At 45.1% G+C, this 17,709-nt stretch carries 14 protein-coding genes; 6 read left to right on the top strand and 8 right to left on the bottom strand.

The genetic code is table 11. The annotated features are described in order from the left end of the window. Positions 1 to 92 precede the first annotated feature (92 nt). The 5 genes from HQ865_RS04060 (at position 93) to HQ865_RS04040 (ending at position 6,609) form a co-directional block, all read left to right on the top strand. Positions 93 to 3,101, top strand: coding sequence for a SusC/RagA family TonB-linked outer membrane protein (locus HQ865_RS04060; RefSeq protein ID WP_173413658.1), 3,009 nt, complete (start codon positions 93 to 95; stop codon positions 3,099 to 3,101). 13 nt (positions 3,102 to 3,114) lie between these two features. After that, positions 3,115 to 4,614, top strand: coding sequence for a RagB/SusD family nutrient uptake outer membrane protein (locus HQ865_RS04055; protein ID WP_173413657.1), 1,500 nt, complete (start codon positions 3,115 to 3,117; stop codon positions 4,612 to 4,614). A 12-nt stretch (positions 4,615 to 4,626) separates the two neighbouring features. After that, the gene (locus HQ865_RS04050; protein WP_173413656.1) at positions 4,627 to 5,187 is read left to right on the top strand and encodes a hypothetical protein; all 561 of its coding nucleotides are present in this window, start codon (positions 4,627 to 4,629) and stop codon (positions 5,185 to 5,187) included. 89 nt (positions 5,188 to 5,276) lie between these two features. Beyond that, entirely contained in the window at positions 5,277 to 5,903 is a 627-nt protein-coding gene (locus tag HQ865_RS04045) for a hypothetical protein (protein ID WP_173413655.1), read from the top strand. A gap of 67 nt (positions 5,904 to 5,970) precedes the next feature. Further along, positions 5,971 to 6,609: a hypothetical protein gene (locus HQ865_RS04040; RefSeq protein ID WP_173413654.1), complete on the top strand. Its 639-nt coding sequence runs from the start codon at positions 5,971 to 5,973 to the stop codon at positions 6,607 to 6,609. Here the strand turns inward: HQ865_RS04040 and bioD are convergent. The 5 genes from bioD to HQ865_RS04015 form a co-directional block, all read right to left on the bottom strand. Further along, positions 6,587 to 7,213 (bottom strand): dethiobiotin synthase, encoded by a 627-nt coding sequence (bioD, locus tag HQ865_RS04035; RefSeq protein ID WP_173413653.1) that lies wholly within the window; start codon positions 7,211 to 7,213, stop codon positions 6,587 to 6,589. The genes HQ865_RS04040 and bioD overlap by 23 nt on opposite strands. Beyond that, entirely contained in the window at positions 7,210 to 8,331 is a 1,122-nt protein-coding gene (locus tag HQ865_RS04030) for an aminotransferase class I/II-fold pyridoxal phosphate-dependent enzyme (RefSeq protein ID WP_202020448.1), read from the bottom strand. The genes bioD and HQ865_RS04030 overlap by 4 nt, the downstream gene beginning before the upstream one ends. A gap of 73 nt (positions 8,332 to 8,404) precedes the next feature. Next, positions 8,405 to 8,809, bottom strand: coding sequence for a hypothetical protein (locus tag HQ865_RS04025; protein ID WP_173413652.1), 405 nt, complete (start codon positions 8,807 to 8,809; stop codon positions 8,405 to 8,407). Between the two features lie 144 nt (positions 8,810 to 8,953). Further along, on the bottom strand, positions 8,954 to 9,373 hold the full coding sequence (locus HQ865_RS04020; protein WP_173413651.1) for a hypothetical protein: 420 nt from the start codon (positions 9,371 to 9,373) through the stop codon (positions 8,954 to 8,956). A 66-nt stretch (positions 9,374 to 9,439) separates the two neighbouring features. Continuing rightward, entirely contained in the window at positions 9,440 to 10,219 is a 780-nt protein-coding gene (locus HQ865_RS04015; protein WP_173413650.1) for an XRE family transcriptional regulator, read from the bottom strand. A gap of 85 nt (positions 10,220 to 10,304) precedes the next feature. Between HQ865_RS04015 and HQ865_RS04010 the strand changes: the two genes are divergently transcribed. Continuing rightward, a complete protein-coding gene (locus HQ865_RS04010) occupies positions 10,305 to 10,661 on the top strand; it encodes a GIY-YIG nuclease family protein (protein ID WP_173413649.1) in 357 nt (118 codons plus the stop codon). 299 nt (positions 10,662 to 10,960) lie between these two features. On the opposite strand, the gene HQ865_RS04005 is transcribed toward HQ865_RS04010, so the two are convergent. The 3 genes from HQ865_RS04005 to HQ865_RS03995 all read right to left on the bottom strand — a co-directional run bounded on the left by HQ865_RS04005 (position 10,961) and on the right by HQ865_RS03995 (position 17,449). Further along, positions 10,961 to 11,566, bottom strand: a complete 606-nt coding sequence (locus tag HQ865_RS04005) for a fasciclin domain-containing protein (RefSeq protein ID WP_173413648.1) — start codon at positions 11,564 to 11,566, stop codon at positions 10,961 to 10,963. A 109-nt stretch (positions 11,567 to 11,675) separates the two neighbouring features. Further along, on the bottom strand, positions 11,676 to 14,861 hold the full coding sequence (locus tag HQ865_RS04000; protein WP_173413647.1) for a DPP IV N-terminal domain-containing protein: 3,186 nt from the start codon (positions 14,859 to 14,861) through the stop codon (positions 11,676 to 11,678). Between the two features lie 248 nt (positions 14,862 to 15,109). Further along, complete coding sequence (locus HQ865_RS03995) at positions 15,110 to 17,449, bottom strand: penicillin-binding protein 1A (protein ID WP_173413646.1); 2,340 nt, start codon at positions 17,447 to 17,449, stop codon at positions 15,110 to 15,112. Positions 17,450 to 17,709: the final 260 nt, after the last annotated feature.

Below are 17,709 nucleotides of genomic sequence, written 5' to 3'. Positions count from 1 at the left end.
CATTTAATATTTTATTAATATTATTGTTACACTGTCAAAGTATTGTTACTTTACAGCCTCAAACTATTATTTAACTTCTTAACTGATCAAAAATGAAGAAAAATTTACTCAATCTTCTTCTTTTGAGTTTTTTTGCCATTTCAAGTGCATTTGCTCAAAGTAGAAAAATTACGGGTAGTGTAACGAGTGCCGACGAGGGGCAACCGCTACCCGGGGTATCCATTAAAATTGTGGGTACTAACCAGGGCACACAAAGTAATGCCGATGGTAACTTTAGCCTCAATGTTGCAGCAGGCGCCAAATCGCTGCAATTCTCTTACTTAGGGTATTCAACACTTACTGTCCCTATTACATCTGCTAATACTTATACCGTAAAACTACAAACCGACAATAAAGCACTGAGCGAAATTGTGGTAACCGGTTACGGTGTGCAGCAAAAAAGAGAAGTAACAGGCTCCATCGTATCGTTGAAAGCTGTTGATATTGAAGACAAACCTATCCAAACCATGGACCGCGCCTTGCAGGGCCGCGCCGCCGGTGTGCAGGTAACTTCATCAAGCGGTCAGCCGGGTGGTGGTTTATCGGTGGTTATCCGCGGTACGGCTACTATCAACGGTACTACCCAGCCGCTTTACATTGTAGATGGTGTGCAACTTTCAACCGGCGGCCTGTCTGGTCAAACATCGGTTAACTCGCTGTCATCTATCAATCCTGACGATATCGAATCTATCGAAGTGCTGAAAGATGCGGCATCGGCTTCGATCTATGGTTCGTTAGCAGGTAACGGTGTGGTAATTATCACTACCAAACGCGGTAAGGCCGGCAAAACAACTGTTAATGCTTCAGCACAGTTTGGCGAGGCCCGTAACTACAATCCGTACAAAACCGTTAGCGGCGCCGATTACTTCCTGCTGCAAAAGGAAGCTTACGAGAACTATAACCAACGCATTGGTAATGCACCGGGCGTAGGTACTGCCGCTGCTATCACCGCTTCGTTTCCAAGCGGGGTATTGCCAGCAAACATCCCTACCTACGATTATGTGAAAGGTATTACACAAACCGGTAAAGTTGGCCAGTACGACCTTTCGTTTAGTGGTGGTGATGCTAAAACAAAATTCTTTGTAGCCGGTTCATACAACAATACACAGGGTACCATTATCAATTCATCATTTACCCGCGGTACTTTCCGTGCCAATGTTGATCATAAGGTATCTGATAAATTTACCATGCAGGCCGCCATCAACCTTACCGGTTCGGGCGAAGCTGGTCCGTCAACAAACTCAGGCTTCTTTACCAATACGCCATTTACCGGCGCTATACTTACCTCACCTATCAACCCAATTTATAATGCCGATGGTTCTTACAACACGGCTACAGTGGGTATTAACGCGGGTAATAACATTATACAAAACGTGGTTCAGGAAGTACGTACCGCAGGTACCTTCCAAACAGTTAGTAACCTGGGCTTAACATACAGCATTTTGCCCGAATTATCGTTCAGGGCATTCGGGGGTTTGGAGTTTTCAGATATCCGCGATGTTAACTATCGCCCGGCTACTATTCCAATTTACGCGCCGCTTGGCTCGGGTGTTGAAACCTACCGCCGTAATATTAACTACAATACCAGCGGTACTTTCAACTTCACTAAAAAATTTGGCGAGCATAACTTCTCGGCCATTGCCGGTTTCGAATACCGTTCGGTTACTAACCGTGTCGAATCAGCATCTTCACAAGGCTTCCCAAGCCCTCTGCTGATCCTGGTGAGCAGCGGTTCAACCCCAACTGCCGCAACATCAACCTTTACCGGTTACCGTGTGGCGGGCTTTTTGGGTAATGCAAAATACGATTACAAAGGCAAATACCTGTTCTCGGCCAATATCCGCCGCGATGGTTCATCAAGGTTCGGCCCCAACAAAAAATACGGTACTTTCTATGGTTTCTCCGGCGGTTGGAACATGATGTCAGAGTCTTTCATGAACAATGTGAAATTCATCAGCCAGTTAAAACCACGTGTTAGCTATGGTGTTACCGGTTCGCAGCCAACTACCGATTTTACCGGCCTTTCTTTATATGGTGGCGGTGGTCAGTACGGCGCTCCGCTGGCTGGTGGTTTAAGGCCCGCACAGTTGGCTAACCCCGATTTCACCTGGGAAAAATCAACCCAGATCGATCTTGGTTTAGATTATGGTTTCTTCAACAACCGCATTACCGGTCAGTTTGATATCTACCGTAAAAAGAATACCGACCTGATATTAGGTTTAACCCTGCCAGGCGACTCGGGCTTTACATCATACACCGTTAACGCCGGTGCCGCGCAAAGCGAAGGTATCGAGTTACAGATCAGCTCGGTTAACGTTGATGGTCCTTTTAAATGGACTACCAACTTCAATATTTCATGGAACCGCACCAAACTGTTACAACTGGTTAACGGCTTACAGCAAACCGGTACCTTTACCTATACAGTAGGCAGCCCGCTGCAAAACATCTATACCCAACAATGGGCTGGTGTTAACCCGGCAGACGGCCGCGCCATGTATTATGATATTAATGGTAATATCACCTATGCACCAAAAACTACCGATCAGCGTATTATTGGCAACCAGTTGCCACGCTTTTATGGTGGCTTTGGAAACACCTTTACTTATGCAGGCTTTAACCTTGATGTATTACTGCAATACCAATATGGCAACAAATCGTACCTGCAAACCCAGCAATACCTTGAAACATCGGGCGATTTGGCTAACAACCAGGCAGCAAGCCAGCTAACCCGCTGGACAACTCCGGGCCAGATCACTTCGGTACCACGCCCTTATGTAGGCAGTACCGGTGCCGAACCAGGTGGTGTATCGGTACAAACCCTGTCGAGCAGGTTTGTTGAGGATGCTTCATACATCCGTTTAAAACAAGTTACTTTAGGTTATAAGCTGCCAAAATCGGTAACTGATAAAGTAAAAGTAGGTTCGGTATCACTGTTCCTGCAGGCATTAAATCTGGCTACTATTACCCACTACAGGGGTGATGATCCGGAAAATACCGGCAACAACCTGAACTTCTATCCTAACGCCAGGACACTTACCGCAGGTATTAACGTTAAATTCTAAACAAGACATGAAAATGAATAAGAAAATATTTGTAGTATCTCTAATCATCATGCTGTCGTCGTCGTTTACGGCCTGCAAAAAGATATTAGATATACAACCGCAGAACCAGATCAGTACTGAGGCTGCGTTAAAGGATGTAAGCGGCTATTACGCTTTATTAATATCGGTTTACGACAGGATGCAATCGTACACTTTCTGGGGCCGCGATATGGCTTTGGAAGGCGATGCCCTGGCCGATAACATTTATACCGTTACCGCGCTGGCAGGCGGCCGTTACACTACGGTTAACACCAACACCCGTGGCGCCCACTACAACATCTGGACACAGGCTTACGCCGCCATTAACGACCTGAACAACATTATTGCAGGTATTGATGCAGCACCTGCTGTTGGTAATACGCAATTATTACAACAGGCACAGGTTAAAGCTGAAGCTTACGCGCTGCGCGGCATGATCTATTTTGATATTGCACGTGTATATGGTTTCGAACCTAATAAAGTACCAACTACAGGTACCGATGCAAGTTTTGATAAAAGCGCTGTTATACGCTTAACGCCAACCACAAGCTTCGATCAGGCCAGTTCGATCAACCGCTCTACCATCACCCAAACTTATACCCAGATAGAGAGCGATCTGAACAAGGCTATCGCTACCTTTAAAGCCAGCTACTCTTTTACAACTGTTAAAAAGCCAACCAACCCTTACCATATTAACGAGAGCGCTACACACGCGTTTTTAGGTAAGCTTTATTTGTACTGGGAAAAGTATCCACAAGCTGTTACCGAGTTTGATAACGCGCTTGATCCTACTATCACTCCAAGCACACTGGCACCAATTACAGCAGGTACTTATAATGCCGCCTTTAAAAAGATCCCTAACCCCGAATCATTACTTGAACTATATTATAACCAATCGGTTGAAGTGGTTGGCGTAACCGGCAGCAACGATGCTCCATTTACCTATACCCAGCCTACCGGTTATAACGCGGCTAACGTGGCTACTTTTGCAGGTCAAACCGCATCCGCCGAACTGGTTGCCCTGTTTGAAGCTAACGACGACCGTAAAGGCATGTTCTTTAACAGCCGTACCACTACCAACACCAATGTTTATACCTGGGCCAACAAATATTCGGGCGCTGGTGGTGCCTTTACCGATAACATCCTGATGATGCGCTATTCAGACATCATCCTGATGAAGGCTGAAGCGCTGGCTAATCAAACACAATACGTAGCCGCTGCAGCGCTGGTTACTACCCTGCGTACTGCACGTAACGCTACCCTCGCGGTACCTACAGATGCATCGCTGTTAACTTTCATACAAACTGAAAGAAGAAGGGAGTTGTTTTTTGAAGGCCACCGCTGGTTCGATTTGAAACGCCTGGGCAACGGTATCACCAAACCGGCACTTACCGCGGTTGGCACCATCGCTGCTACCGATTACAGGTTACTGGCACCACTGCCAACAGCCGAAGTTACTTTAAACCCGGCGTTGCCGCAAAACCCTAACTATTAATAATAAAGAGAAATGAAGATGAAAAAATATATTGTATACAGCATTTTAGGCGTGGCGCTTTGCGGTTTAATTACCGGCTGCCTGCCTGAAAAAGCCGAGACCGGGCTTACCTATAAGGGGCCGGCGGTGGTTGAAGTAAAGAATCAAACACTGGGCCAGTTAACCGCGCAACTAACCGCGCGCGGTATTTATACCACCACTGCACAAACAGATTCGTCGCGGACTGTGCTGATCAACTCGCGCCCTACCGATAGTATTTTGGTACAATTGGTTGGCCCGCAAAGCAGCAGCCCTATCGATATTAATTATACCGTACGCGGTACGGTACCCGCTTCGGCACCTGTCGGCACAACCCTTGCGGTTGAGGGCACAAACTATAACTTCCGCACCGTTGGCGCGCGCAAAGTTACCTTTGCCCCAAACACATCGCAGGCTTATATTTTGGTAGATATTATACCTAACAGTATAACTACCGTGGGCCAGCAGCGCATACTAACAATAGATATTACCGGCAACGCACAAATAGCACCAAGTGCAAACTACAGCAAGTTTTTACTTATGCTACGCCGGTAGTATTATATAGTTAATCGTTAATTGTATAGGAGTACTGGAATAGATATATTTCAGTACTCTTTTTTTATTTATTGTCATCATTTAAAAACATGAAAAACCTTTTAAAAGCCACAGCCATGCTGCTACTGTTTTTTGCTGTCGATTGCAAGGCACAGGGAAATATGGTAACCGACATTAATGGCCGGCCTTACCGGACTAAAGCCTACGACGACATTGAGGGTTCGCCTTATTTATACGATGCGTGGATGCCCGGAACAGTTAAAATGAACTACGGATCGGTTTATACAAACATCAGCCTTAAGCTTAACGAACAAGAGGGCAAGCTTTATTTTAAAGGCAAAAACGATGAAGTGCTTGAATTTGTTGACCCTGTTACCGAATTTACACTTAACGGCATGCACTTTATTGCTGAAGCCGGTACATTTTACCAGGTACTGGCTGATGGCAGCACCAAATTATTAAAACAGCCGGTTAAAGAGATACAGGAAACCAAAACCTACGGATCGGCAGTAGCCAGTAAAACTTTTATAGCAGCCGACAAATACTTTGTGATGAGCAACGGTAAATTGACCGCAGTAAAAAAAGACAAGAAAGCCATACTTGCCGCATTGGCTGGCAAACAAGCCGAAGTTGAGGCCTATATGAAAAAAGAAAGCCTTAACTTTAAAAACGATGCCGACCTGGCCAAGCTATTCATCTATTATAATTCGCTTTAAATTAACCGGCAGTGGCAATTAAATACCTATCTTTCAGCGTTGTTGATATAACCACAATTTGAACGACATGAAAAACCTTTTAAAAGCCACAGTCCTGGTGCTATTGTTCCTGGCGTTTGATTGCAAGGCACAGGTAACCGTATATACCGATGTTACCGGCCGGCCATTTAATGTTAGAAATTATGATGGCGTTGAGGGTTCGCCATATTTATACGATGACTGGATGAGCGGCACCGTTAAAATGAGCAACGGATCTGTTTATAAAAACGTTTACCTGAAGTTTAACGGAAAGGAAGGCAAGCCTTATTTTAAGGGTAAGGACGATTCCGTTTTAGAATTTGTTGACCCTATTGCCGAGTTTACCATAAATAATAATGGCGCCGATCAGCAGTTTATTTCGAATAATGGCGCATTTTACCAGGTACTTACCAATGGCCGTATCAACCTGCTGAAACAGCCTGTTAAAGAGATACAGCAAAACCCAACTTACGTGGGCGCGGCGCCCACTAAAACCTTCATATCTGCCGATAAATATTTTATACTGAAGGATAACAAAACAACTCCGTTTAAAAGGGATAAAAAAGCAGTGACCACTGCCCTTGCTGATAAGCAAACTCAAATTGAGGCCTATCTAAAAAAGGAAAATCCAAACCTAAAAGACGATGCCGACCTGGCTAAGCTTTTTATATATTATAATTCGCTTTAAATTTTTCCGCTTCGGCAGCAATGCTTTGCCGGTTAATTTCAGTCAGTTCTCCAATGCGATATACTGGAACATCTTCACCTGCATACAGGGCAATTGCACTTTCTGAATATTTATCTGTAAGGCCATTAAATACAATGGCCTTTATATTGATCCCCCTGTTCTTCAGCACATCAATTGATAGCAAGGTATGGTTAATGCTACCCAGGTAATTGCGCGATACCAATATTACTTCGGCTTCAAGCCTGGCGATAAGATCGATAATGAAATGCTTATTATTTAAGGGTACCATTAGTCCCCCTGCCCCTTCTATAAGCAATCGGTTAGTTGTTTTAGGGGCGACGATCTGATCAATGTTTATCTCCACCCCATCCAGATCGGCCGACTTATGTGGCGAGAATGGTTGCGTTAAGCGATAAGCCTCGGGGTGAAATACCGATTTGGTGTTACTGATCAAGCGCTGCACTTTCATCGTATCACTATTATCCAGATCGCCGGATTGTACGGGCTTCCAGTAATCGGCCTGCAGGGCCTCAACCAATATGGCCGATGCAACGGTTTTGCCCACATCAGTGCCTATGCCGGTAATAAATATCGGTTTGCTCATGCTGTAAAAGTATTAATGATGGCTAATAATCCGGCAATTTCGAGTTCGGTATTATAACTGTGGATGCAGATCCGTACTCGTTCACTCCCTGCTGCAACGGTTGGGCTAAGTATAGGGCGCACATCAAATCCACCCGACTGTAATAGCCCTGCCAATGCTTTTGCTTTATCGTTACTCCCCATTATAATGCACTGGATGGAGCTATCGCTGGGTATTAGCCGGTAGTATTTATTAGTAAAGTTGGCCTTGAAATAGTTGATGTGATGATGAAGTAACCGAGCGTGCATATCATTTTGCTGCAATAAGCGATAAGCCATTTTAACCGATGCCAACTGATGAAAGGGCGCGGCAGTGGTATAAATAAACGACCGGGAAAAATTAATAAGATAATCGCGCAGTAAATTGCTGCCCAACACAATAGCGCCATGGCAGCCCAGGGCCTTGCCAAAAGTTACCACCTGGGCAAAAACTTTACCCTGCAAGCCAAGTTGATGAACCAAACCATAGCCGAAGACGCCCGTGGCGTGTGCCTCATCTACAATTAAATGGGCCTTATATTTTTCAGCTATCGCGGCAATAGCTATTAACGGGGCAACATCTCCATCCATGGAGTAGATGCTTTCAATTGCTATATAAATATTTCCTTTTGCCCGTTGTAGTTTATCTTCAAGACTATTGATATCATTATGCTTAAAACGGAAGCGTTCTGCATGGCTTAGCCTGCAACCATCAATAATGGAGGCATGCACCAGTTCATCAGTGATAATGGTATCGCCTTTTTGTGGCAGCGACGAAAACAGTCCAAGATTGGTGTCATATCCCGAGTTATAGATCAACCCGGCTTCGTAGCCATGGACACCTGCTATTTCCGCTTCCAGTTTTTCCGCGTAATCTGTATTACCTGCCAATAATCTTGATCCTGTTGAGCCATTTAAAACCGTTGGACGATCTGCTAATTCCTGATCAATGGCATCTCGCAATTTTGCCGATCGCGCAAAGCCCAGGTAATCGTTAGAGCAGAAATCCATCAAGCCTGTTTCGGGCTTCAGCTGGCGGTAATTCCCGGCTTCCTGCCTTTCCTGTAGTTTGGCTTGTATAAACTGATCTGCTTTTTTCAAGACTATAAATTTGTGCTAAAATAAAGAAAGCGGCCCAAAAGCCGCTTCCCTGTTAAATATTGTTACCGCAAAATTATTTTGCTGGTGGAGGTGGAGGAGGTGGGGTACCGCCGCCCTGGCCGCCTTGACCGCCGCCCATACGGTTACGCATAGCAGCTTGTTGTTTGTCAAATTCAGCTTTTTGCTCGTCGGTTAATAATGCTTTAATTTTTGCATTAGTAGCTTCGCGCATTGGGCCCATAGTGGTTCTCAGTGATGAGAAATCGCCATTGGCCGCTTTCATTAAGCTATCCATTTTTGCAGCTTGTGCAGTGTAAATAGCTGTAATTTTAGTGGTTTGGTCATCATTTAATTTTAACTGGGTTTGCAAACGCTTAGCCTGATCTTCAGGTTTCATTCGCATACCGCCACCGCCCTGGGCGAAGCTCATTGCTACCGCGCCGATAACGAAGCAGCATACTAACATTAATTTCTTCATGGTTTTTTAATTAGATTTTAGTTTGATGAATGTGGCGTTAAACTATATTTCTAACGCCTTTGATTTTTAATTATTGCTATCGATAATTAGTTATCCAATAAACAAAGCGGCCCGAAAGCCGCTTTTAAGATAATTTTATGCAAATTATTTTGCTGGAGGAGGGGGAGGAGTACCACCGCCCTGACCACCCTGGCCACCGCCTTGACCACGGCCACCACCGCGTTGCGACATTTTGTCGAACTCGGCTTTTTGATCCTCGGTTAATAACGCTTTGATTTTAGCGTTGGTAGCTTCGCGCATTGGGCGCATTGCTCCCATAGCTGCTTGCCTGTCGCCATTGTTAGCTTTCATGATGCTATCTTGTTTTGCAGTTTGTGCAGTGTAAATAGCAGTTATTTTGGCTGTTTGATCGTCGGTTAATTTTAAAGCTGTTTGCATCGCTTTTGCCCGATCTTCCGGCTTCATATTCATACCGCCACGACCGCCCTGGCCACCGCCACCCTGGGCGAAGCTGGCTACTGTTGCGCCTAACACGAAACAGCCTACTAAGATTAATTTTTTCATTATATTATTCAGTTTTTTAAGTTTAGATAAAGATATACCCTAATCGTTTAATCGCAACCATGTAACTTAATTGTTGCTGTTTTTTTGCAGGTCTGCAATCGATCGCTGCATTTGGGTCATCATACCTGTCAGGCTTTCCATTGTAGGCTCTGGTGTCGGTTCAGGCAGATGGGTACTGAAATAACCTTTCGCCTTCCATATCTCCAGGATATCCTCTCCGCTGATCTCGTACGGGTCATAAACCGGGTTATCAGATACCAGCTTCAGCTTTTTATTATCCTTAAACTTATTACCAATGCGTTTATATACTACGCCCTCGCTTTTAGATACCACTACATAAGTGTCGCCTTGTTTAATATCTCCCCAGCGCTCCAGGTATTCGCCTATAATAATACTACCCGATTGCAGCGGCAGCATCGAATCGCCATTGATCTCGAATGCGCGGTAGGTGCCCTGCTTAAACATCGGCAGGTAAAACTTGGGCAGCTTGGATACATACTCCGGGTCGGCATAGCCGTTCAGGTAGCCGGCGCTGGCCTTTACCGGTACCATTTCTATATTTTCGTTATCTTCCTTATCTACGGTGATACTAAGGATACGCAGGTTACTCCCCTCGCTTTTGGGTTTAGGCGCCCAGTTTTCGTCAATTGTTTCGTTAATAAAGTCGTCCAGGCTTACATCAAAGTAAACTGCTAATTTTTTTAGCAGATCATACTTAGGATCCGCCCTATCCTCTTCATAAGCGCCTACTAATGAGCGTTTTATACCTACTTCATCGGCAAAAGCCTGTTGGGTAAGGCCCTTTTTTTTGCGTAAGAACTTAATATTTTGTGAAATAATTGACATAAAATTTGGATTTGCTAAATTTATTAGTAACTTTATGCTCATAAAATTAGTAATAAATTCCGAAACGGCAAAAAAATTTATCAAAATGAAGAACTTCATCTATATCATCACCGATCGTAACCGCAATAATCTACACGTTGGCATGTGCACCGATCTGCTAAAAACGTTAGAGTTTTACAGCCAGATGCCCACCCTATTTTTCGACAGCTCGAAGCACCTGACCAGGCTGGTTTACTTTGAAGAGATCAATAACGAAGAAATGGCAATGGACCGCTTTAAATATGTAAGCACTTTTACCCGTGCGCAAAAAGAGAAAATGATTCGCTCGGCCAATGCAGACTGGATGGATCTGACCAAGGGTTTAAAGTTAGAGCAGGAATTATACAGTCGCCCGGTTATGCGTAACACCGCGCCACAGGCCCGCAAAAGCTTCGCTTTTTAATAAACGTAAAGGCAGCCCGCTCATGCGGCAACGTTTGACGGGTTTCTATCGACAAACTCATCGTCAAATACATTAATTTATTAGTACGGACAGATACTTTTCTGCCGACGATCAGGATTATCATGGTGCTGCCTTCGGCCGGGCTTTACACTCATACGCCTGCAGACATTACGCTCGCTGGCCGGTATTCGTTTCAATCCCTAACACAGATTCATTAAAGCAATTTTTAATAGCCATTATTTCCAGGCTTGGGACCTGTGATATAAATTGAATTGAACACGGGGATGGTTACTATAAAATTATATAGCCCTTGCTTTAGGGACAAAAACCCCATTTATTACATGCAGCATCCCGTTGCTTTGCTCTACATCAAACTGGCTGATGACGCATTGCCCCCCGGTCTCGTCAGTTAAAACAATGTTACGGTTGGCATCAATAGTTGCGGCAAGTTTACTGCCAGCAAGCGTAACATAATTAGCTACTCCCTTATGCTCACGAATATTATGTAAAATATCCTTAGCGCTTACCTTTCCCGCTATGGCATGGTAAGTAACCAGGCTGCTAAGTTCCAATTTATGCTCGGGCATTAATAAGGTGTCTAATTTACCGGCCGGTAGTTTAGCAAAAGCGGCATTGGTTGGCGCAAATATGGTAATAGGGCCTTTGCTCTCAAATGTTAAAGTAAGTCCGGCAGCCTTTATGGCATTTAGCAATTGCGTGTGCTCTCCTGATTTAGATACGTTTTGAATGATGTTAAGATTGCCCATCATAGTTGCGCCATTTACCATGGTAGTTTTAATACCCTTCGGTTTGATCAGGTTTACCTTAGCGCTATCAACTTTTTGGGCAAACACGGCCACGGTAACCAGGTTCAACAGGATAATTATACAAGCCTTTTTCATCATCAGTAAATTAAGGCACAAAAGCCTAAACCAAAACGGATGCAAATCTAACAAAAATGGGACCAGTATATCATGATACTGATCCCATTTTTACAAATCAACAATATTATTACTACCAGCCCGGTGTAAAGCCTAAACCAAATACCGGCTTGCTGATATCGGTACGGTTTATCGGCCATGCCAAGTATGGCTCTAATATAAAATAACCGAACATATTTACCCTTAGCGACACACCTGTACTTAAAGCAGGTACGCGGCCATATATTGGCGTGGTAACAATCTGCCCGTTAACCACCTGCGGGTTACCGTTAGCATCCAGCATTTTTTGCTGACCAACTATAGGCGGATTAGTCTGGAAATATATCTTATCACCGGCGTTCCAGGCCAAACCCGCATCAAAGAATAGATTCAGATCGGAAAACAGGAATTTAGATTTGATGGCGGCCAACTTTTCAGGGCCAGTAAACGGTAAACGCATTTCAAAACTGGCTACCGCTATTCGGCTACCCGAAAGCTGATCGATGGTGAAATTATTGGAAGCAACTTTGTTATTATTACCATAAAAAGTTTGCGATTCGTAACCTCTGATCAGGAACGGATACCCTAAATACAATGGGTACAAGGTATTCTGTCCGCCAAAGCGACCGTAGCCATATAAACGACCGGCGAATGTTACGGGTTTTACGCGCACATATTTATTCAAATCGATAGTTGGGGCGAAGTAGTTAAATGTACCAAAGTTATACTCGGCACCCAGCCTGTACCGGAAACCATTTAAAGGCGCCGCTATACCGAAGTAGGAATTATCGCCAACAAATGCCGTATTAAAATTAAATACAGTAAATGGTGCAAGGCTTACGCCACCATTGTTAGGGTCGGCCTCGTAATCCGCGCGGGAAATATGGTGTTTCTGGTAATCGAGGATATAACCGCTCTGATCATAAAAAGTACTATAACGGTCTACCCGGTACGAATAGTAAGCAGCACCGGTACCAAACTCAATGCGGTTAATTTTCGAGAATGGATAAGCGGTGAATACCCCTACCTGGTCCTGGAAAATACGGACGATATCGTACCGTTCTTCATAAGCGGGAATAGTGGTACCATTATAGGTATAGGTACTGTTCACCAAATTATAAGTAGCATACTGGTATGGGATATGCGAAATGCTTGTACCCAAATTCCATCGGCCTGACTGATTGATGTAAGTGAAAGCACCGCCAAAATCGTAAACTTCGCCATTTACTGCCGCGCCGGCATAGATTTGGTTACGGCCTAAAATATCGCTGAATACACCTTGTATGCCACTGGCCAAGCCTGTGCCATAATTACTAACGCCAATGCCTACACCGCTGCTGGCCAGATAATCAAGCTTAAATTGCGGCCGGTATTTAATTTGCTTCACCGAATCGGCAGGGATGCGCGGATAAGCAAGATAATTGTTCAGGTTAGCATTGATCAGATCGACACCAACTGCTTTAAACGGCGGTAGTTGAGCGGCATCATAGTTGGTTTCCTGCGGCTGTACGGTAACCGGTTTAAAATCACTTTCCTTAGCATTATACAACTGATATTTTTGCGCCCTGTAATACGAGTATAATACATCACCTTGTGCAGATACGCTTAAGGCCGGTGAAAACTCGGTAATACCGCTAATACCGGTAAACAAGTTGGTCATTTGCTCCACCTTGCCATCGGCAAAAGTGTAGCGGTACAGGTTGCGGAAACCATCGCGGTTGCTTAGGAAAAGTACCTGTTTACCATCGCCTGAATAAACCGGGTTAAGGTTATTAGCGCCATCGAACACTTTAATATCGGTTACCTTACCGGTAGCGATATCCAGTTCTGCCAAATTAAAAGTGATGGCCTGGCTTGCAGATTTATCGTAGGTAGTACGGTCGCTGCTGAAGATGATCTTCTTACCATCGCGCGAAAAGCTTGGCTGGTAATCCGAATATTTATCGTTGGTCAGTTGGGTTACTTTTTTGCTTTTAAAGCTGTACATGTACAAATCGCCCTGCCCCTCTGACAATGCCTGGAAAACTACATGATCTCCATCCGGCGACCAGCTAAGGTTACTGAACTGCTCTGCCTTGCCCATCGATACGTTATCCAGCACACGGCCGCTCGGTATCTCTACCACCATCATCCGGTTTCGGCCTTTACTGAATACGCTGAACGCAAACTTCTTTCCATCCGGCGACCATGCACCTGCCGATTCGATAAAGTTAAATTCGTCAATGTGCGTATTGCTCACCTTACTCGTCAGCTTTGTAATGATCTGTCCCGTATGCGCGTCGGCGAGGAAGAGATCTATCGTAAATAATTCTTTGGATGACAGGAACGTGAGATATTTACCATCCGGACTAACCGATGGCGCTACGGTGTAATCTCCTCCGGTTTTGTAATCTATCAGTTTATTACCTACCGGTTTTTGTACCGTATCCTTCAGGTAAGGCTTATAGGCATTAATAATGGAGTTTTTCCATAAGGCCGAAAGCGTTTTTTCATCGTACCCGAATGTACGGCGGATACCATACTCCAACCCAAAGCGGGCCGTGTTTTTAAAGAATGGCACAATAACCGTATCACCATAGGTTGACCCCATAAACGACCAGAACGCCTCGCCATAACGGTATGGGAAATACTTATTAGTTTCGGTCAGGTCTTTTACCGTGGGGATATCGTTATTAAGGTAAGCATCACGCATCCACATAGCGGTGTAGGCATCCTTTTTACCAATAGACAAGTATTCGGCCATACCTTCTATCATCCACAGGGGCAGGTTGTTGATATTATCGGTATTGGTAGTATCATTACCCAATAACAGGTGATACTGGAAGGCGTGCACCAACTCGTGCCCGATTACGTGCCGGGTGGTTTGGTTAGTTTCCATTATCGGCATCACCACACGGTTCTTCATACCCTCGGTAATACCGCCGGTACCTACGTCAATCTCACCATCAATGGCAGTTGTCTGTTGGAAATCAGGGTGGTTAGCATACAGAATAATAGGGTTGGCCTTGCGGAAGGTATCTCTGAAGATCTGCTGGTGCAGCGTATACCAAAGCTCGCTTTCCTGCGCGAAGCGCTTCAGCAAGCTATCGTTCTTCATGTAATAATAGATCTCGAAGTGCGGGGTTTTGTACACTTTAAAATCCAGCTTTTTATAGCGCACTTTGTTTTGCCCAAAATACTGCGCGCTTGCCTGCTGCGTAAGCAGCAAACCCGCCACAAGGCAAAGTGCAACCGCAATATATCTTTTTGTTTTACTTAACAGGGTGTAGTTGTTATCCATACAAAGGGTATTGTGGTGTTATAACGTATAAATTTAAACTTATTATGCGATGTATTGAAGCGCACATGTTTATTTTAACATATTATTGGCTCAGCATATCGGTTTTACTCACCCCGACTGCGCTACGCTGGTCGGCACTCTCTTCGCTGCGCGGAAAGAGTGCAGGAGCAGTATCCGATAAAACAATCCCCTCTTTTCGCGCAGCGAAGAGAGGGTGGTCGGGCGAAGCAACGACCGGGTGAGTCTAACTACCTCGGCGGCTTCGTCTCGTTCTTCTCTCCTTCTGTCGATACTGCCGGCGGCAATACAGCCGATGTATCTACCGGCACCCAGCTACTGTCCACCTCGCCGCTATCCTTAGGCATCCGTGGCGATGGGCAGTTATAATCCTTGCTTATCTTCACCCACGGTTTAGGGAACAGCCCAAAACCGTACCCCAGGCTTTTATCCGCGTAAACACGTTGCATAAAGCTCCCAAAAATAGGCAGGGCCGTATGCGAGCCTTCACCGCTTTCACTACTGTTAAAGTGTACGCTCCGGTCATCGTCGCCAACCCATACGCCAGTCACCAGGTCTTTAGTGATACCCATGTACCAGCCATCAACATAATCGCTTGATGTACCTGTTTTACCGCCTATCTGGTTCTCCGTTTTCCAGAGAGGGCTTCTCCAAAGGCCATCGTATTCCCACAGCGCTTGCGATGTGCCGCCCGGTTCTTCCATACCGCCACGGAACATATACAGCATCAGCCAGGCAGTTTCCGGGCTGATCACCTGCTCTTGTTTTAAAGTAAACTCAGCAACGGTTTTGCCATCGCGATCAACTATTTTGCTTACCAGTATGGGGTCAACCTTTTGGCCCTTATTCAGGAATGTGCTGTAAGCACGCACCATCTCATATACCGATACATCGTTCGATCCCAGCGATACCGACGGGATAGCTTTCAGCGGACTTTCGATACCTACGCGGTGAGCGTAGTCGACCACTTTATCCCAACCCACCTTTTCAGTCAGCTGAGCGGTGATGCTGTTAACCGATTTACCCATGGCCCAACGCAACGACATTTCCATCCCGCTGAATTTAAAGTCGGCATTGTTAGGCGCCCAGGTTTCCTGTTTACCTTCGTAGGTATAGTTGATAGATACCGGCTTATCGGTAAACTTATCGCACGGACTGTAACCATTATCCAAAGCTGTTAAATAAGCGAAGGGTTTAAAGGTAGAACCCGCCTGGCGCTTAGCCTGGTTAACGTGATCGTATTTAAAGTATTTATAGTCGATACCGCCTACCCAAACTTTAATTTTCCCGGTAGATGGCTCCATGGTCATCATGCCTGTGTTCAGCAGTTTGGTATAATATTTTATGGAGTCGACGCTGCTCATGGTGGTATCGCGTTCGCCATGCCAGGTAAATACCCGCATCTTCTTTTGCGTGTTGAAATACTTGTTTATCTGCACAGTATCTCCCTTGTACTTTTTAGTAAGTACGGCATACACCGGCAAACGTTGCTCGGCCTTTAGTAAAAAGTCTTTTATTTCCACCCCTTTGCTATCGCGCCATGGGTTTTTATTGCCCCAAATATTGTAGAAGCGCTTTTGCAACATCTTCATTTTTTCGGCCACCGCGTCTTCGGCATACTGCTGCATGCGGCTATCAATAGTGGTGTAGATCTTCAGGCCATCCTCGTACAGGTCATAGTCGTTATCCTTGCACCATTTCTTCAGCCATTTTTCAACCGCCTGGCGTAGGTAACTGTCGCCTGTTGATTCATCGTCCACATAACTCAGATCCAAGTTAAGCGGCAGCTTACTATTGGCGGCATACTCTTCCGGCTTCAGGTAGCCGTATTTTTGCATTTGGCCAAGTACTGTATTACGGCGTTGCAGAGAACGCTCGGGATTAGTGATCGGGTTATAGGTTGATGTCGCCTTCAGCATTCCGATCAGTGTGGCCGCCTCCGCTGGGTTCAATTGGGCAGGTTGCTTATTAAAGTATTTAACAGCAGCCGTTTTTATCCCGAACGAGTTATTTCCAAACGGAACGGTATTGAAATACATAGTGAGTATCTGCTGCTTATTATACACATGCTCAATTTTGTACGCCGTCAGCCATTCCTTTATCTTATACACCAAAGTCTTGATAACAGGGATATGCCTCATTACCCCTTGCGATTTACGCTTACGGGTGGCGAACAGATTTTTGGCCAACTGCTGCGTGATGGTACTACCGCCGCGCTTATCGCCTTTGGCCGTAGCAAGCATCCCGGTACTGAACGAGTAAAAGTCAACCCCGCCATGTTTGTAAAAGCGCACATCCTCGGTAGCCACCAGCGCGTTGATCAGCGCCGGCGAAAGGTCCTTATATTCAATAGGCGAGCGGTTTTCGTGGTAGTATTTACCAATCAGCTTGCCATCAGCCGTATAAACCTCGCTGGCCACCGAAATCGTGGGATTTTTAATATCGTGCATATCCGGCTCGTAGCCAAACAGCCACAGGAAATTAAGCTCGATAGCGCAAACAAAAATGATAACGAAGTATATAAATATGGCCAGGTACCGCAGGTACTTGTTGCTGATGCGTTTGAACATGGGTTAAAGATGGAAAATAATGCCGCTAATACCTAACAGCAGGCACAAATTTAACAAACGAAATTACTAAATGATTAGTGTGCACTAAGGTTTTCGTCGATTTAATTTGTTGGATTGAGTTCAATTGAGATATGGATCATCCTGTAGGGCCAGATAATTACCTGGCTCTACGGTCCAGTTCTCTCCTAGGGGAGGGTGCGGCTGGTTGGTGCAGTGGCAGGGAGGGGTTTAATCACTAACAAAAAGTCTTTTGAAAAGCA

Origin of the sequence: Mucilaginibacter mali, from assembly GCF_013283875.1 — a bacterium.
Lineage (GTDB): Bacteria > Bacteroidota > Bacteroidia > Sphingobacteriales > Sphingobacteriaceae > Mucilaginibacter > Mucilaginibacter mali.
Note: the sequence above shows the minus strand (reverse complement) of the source record. Positions and strands in the feature narration are given on the sequence as shown.

Bases quoted from the DNA above. Each gene is read 5' to 3' on its own strand.
- HQ865_RS04060 (WP_173413658.1), top strand. From the start codon at position 93: ATGAAGAAAAATTTACTCAATCTTCTTCTTTTGAGTTTTTTTGCCATT.
- HQ865_RS04055 (WP_173413657.1), top strand. From the start codon at position 3,115: ATGAATAAGAAAATATTTGTAGTATCTCTAATCATCATGCTGTCGTCG.
- HQ865_RS04050 (WP_173413656.1), top strand. From the start codon at position 4,627: ATGAAGATGAAAAAATATATTGTATACAGCATTTTAGGCGTGGCGCTT.
- HQ865_RS04045 (WP_173413655.1), top strand. From the start codon at position 5,277: ATGAAAAACCTTTTAAAAGCCACAGCCATGCTGCTACTGTTTTTTGCT.
- HQ865_RS04040 (WP_173413654.1), top strand. From the start codon at position 5,971: ATGAAAAACCTTTTAAAAGCCACAGTCCTGGTGCTATTGTTCCTGGCG.
- bioD (WP_173413653.1), bottom strand. From the start codon at position 7,213: ATGAGCAAACCGATATTTATTACCGGCATAGGCACTGATGTGGGCAAA.
- HQ865_RS04025 (WP_173413652.1), bottom strand. From the start codon at position 8,809: ATGAAGAAATTAATGTTAGTATGCTGCTTCGTTATCGGCGCGGTAGCA.
- HQ865_RS04020 (WP_173413651.1), bottom strand. From the start codon at position 9,373: ATGAAAAAATTAATCTTAGTAGGCTGTTTCGTGTTAGGCGCAACAGTA.
- HQ865_RS04015 (WP_173413650.1), bottom strand. From the start codon at position 10,219: ATGTCAATTATTTCACAAAATATTAAGTTCTTACGCAAAAAAAAGGGC.
- HQ865_RS04010 (WP_173413649.1), top strand. From the start codon at position 10,305: ATGAAGAACTTCATCTATATCATCACCGATCGTAACCGCAATAATCTA.
- HQ865_RS04005 (WP_173413648.1), bottom strand. From the start codon at position 11,566: ATGATGAAAAAGGCTTGTATAATTATCCTGTTGAACCTGGTTACCGTG.
- HQ865_RS04000 (WP_173413647.1), bottom strand. From the start codon at position 14,861: ATGGATAACAACTACACCCTGTTAAGTAAAACAAAAAGATATATTGCG.
- HQ865_RS03995 (WP_173413646.1), bottom strand. From the start codon at position 17,449: ATGTTCAAACGCATCAGCAACAAGTACCTGCGGTACCTGGCCATATTT.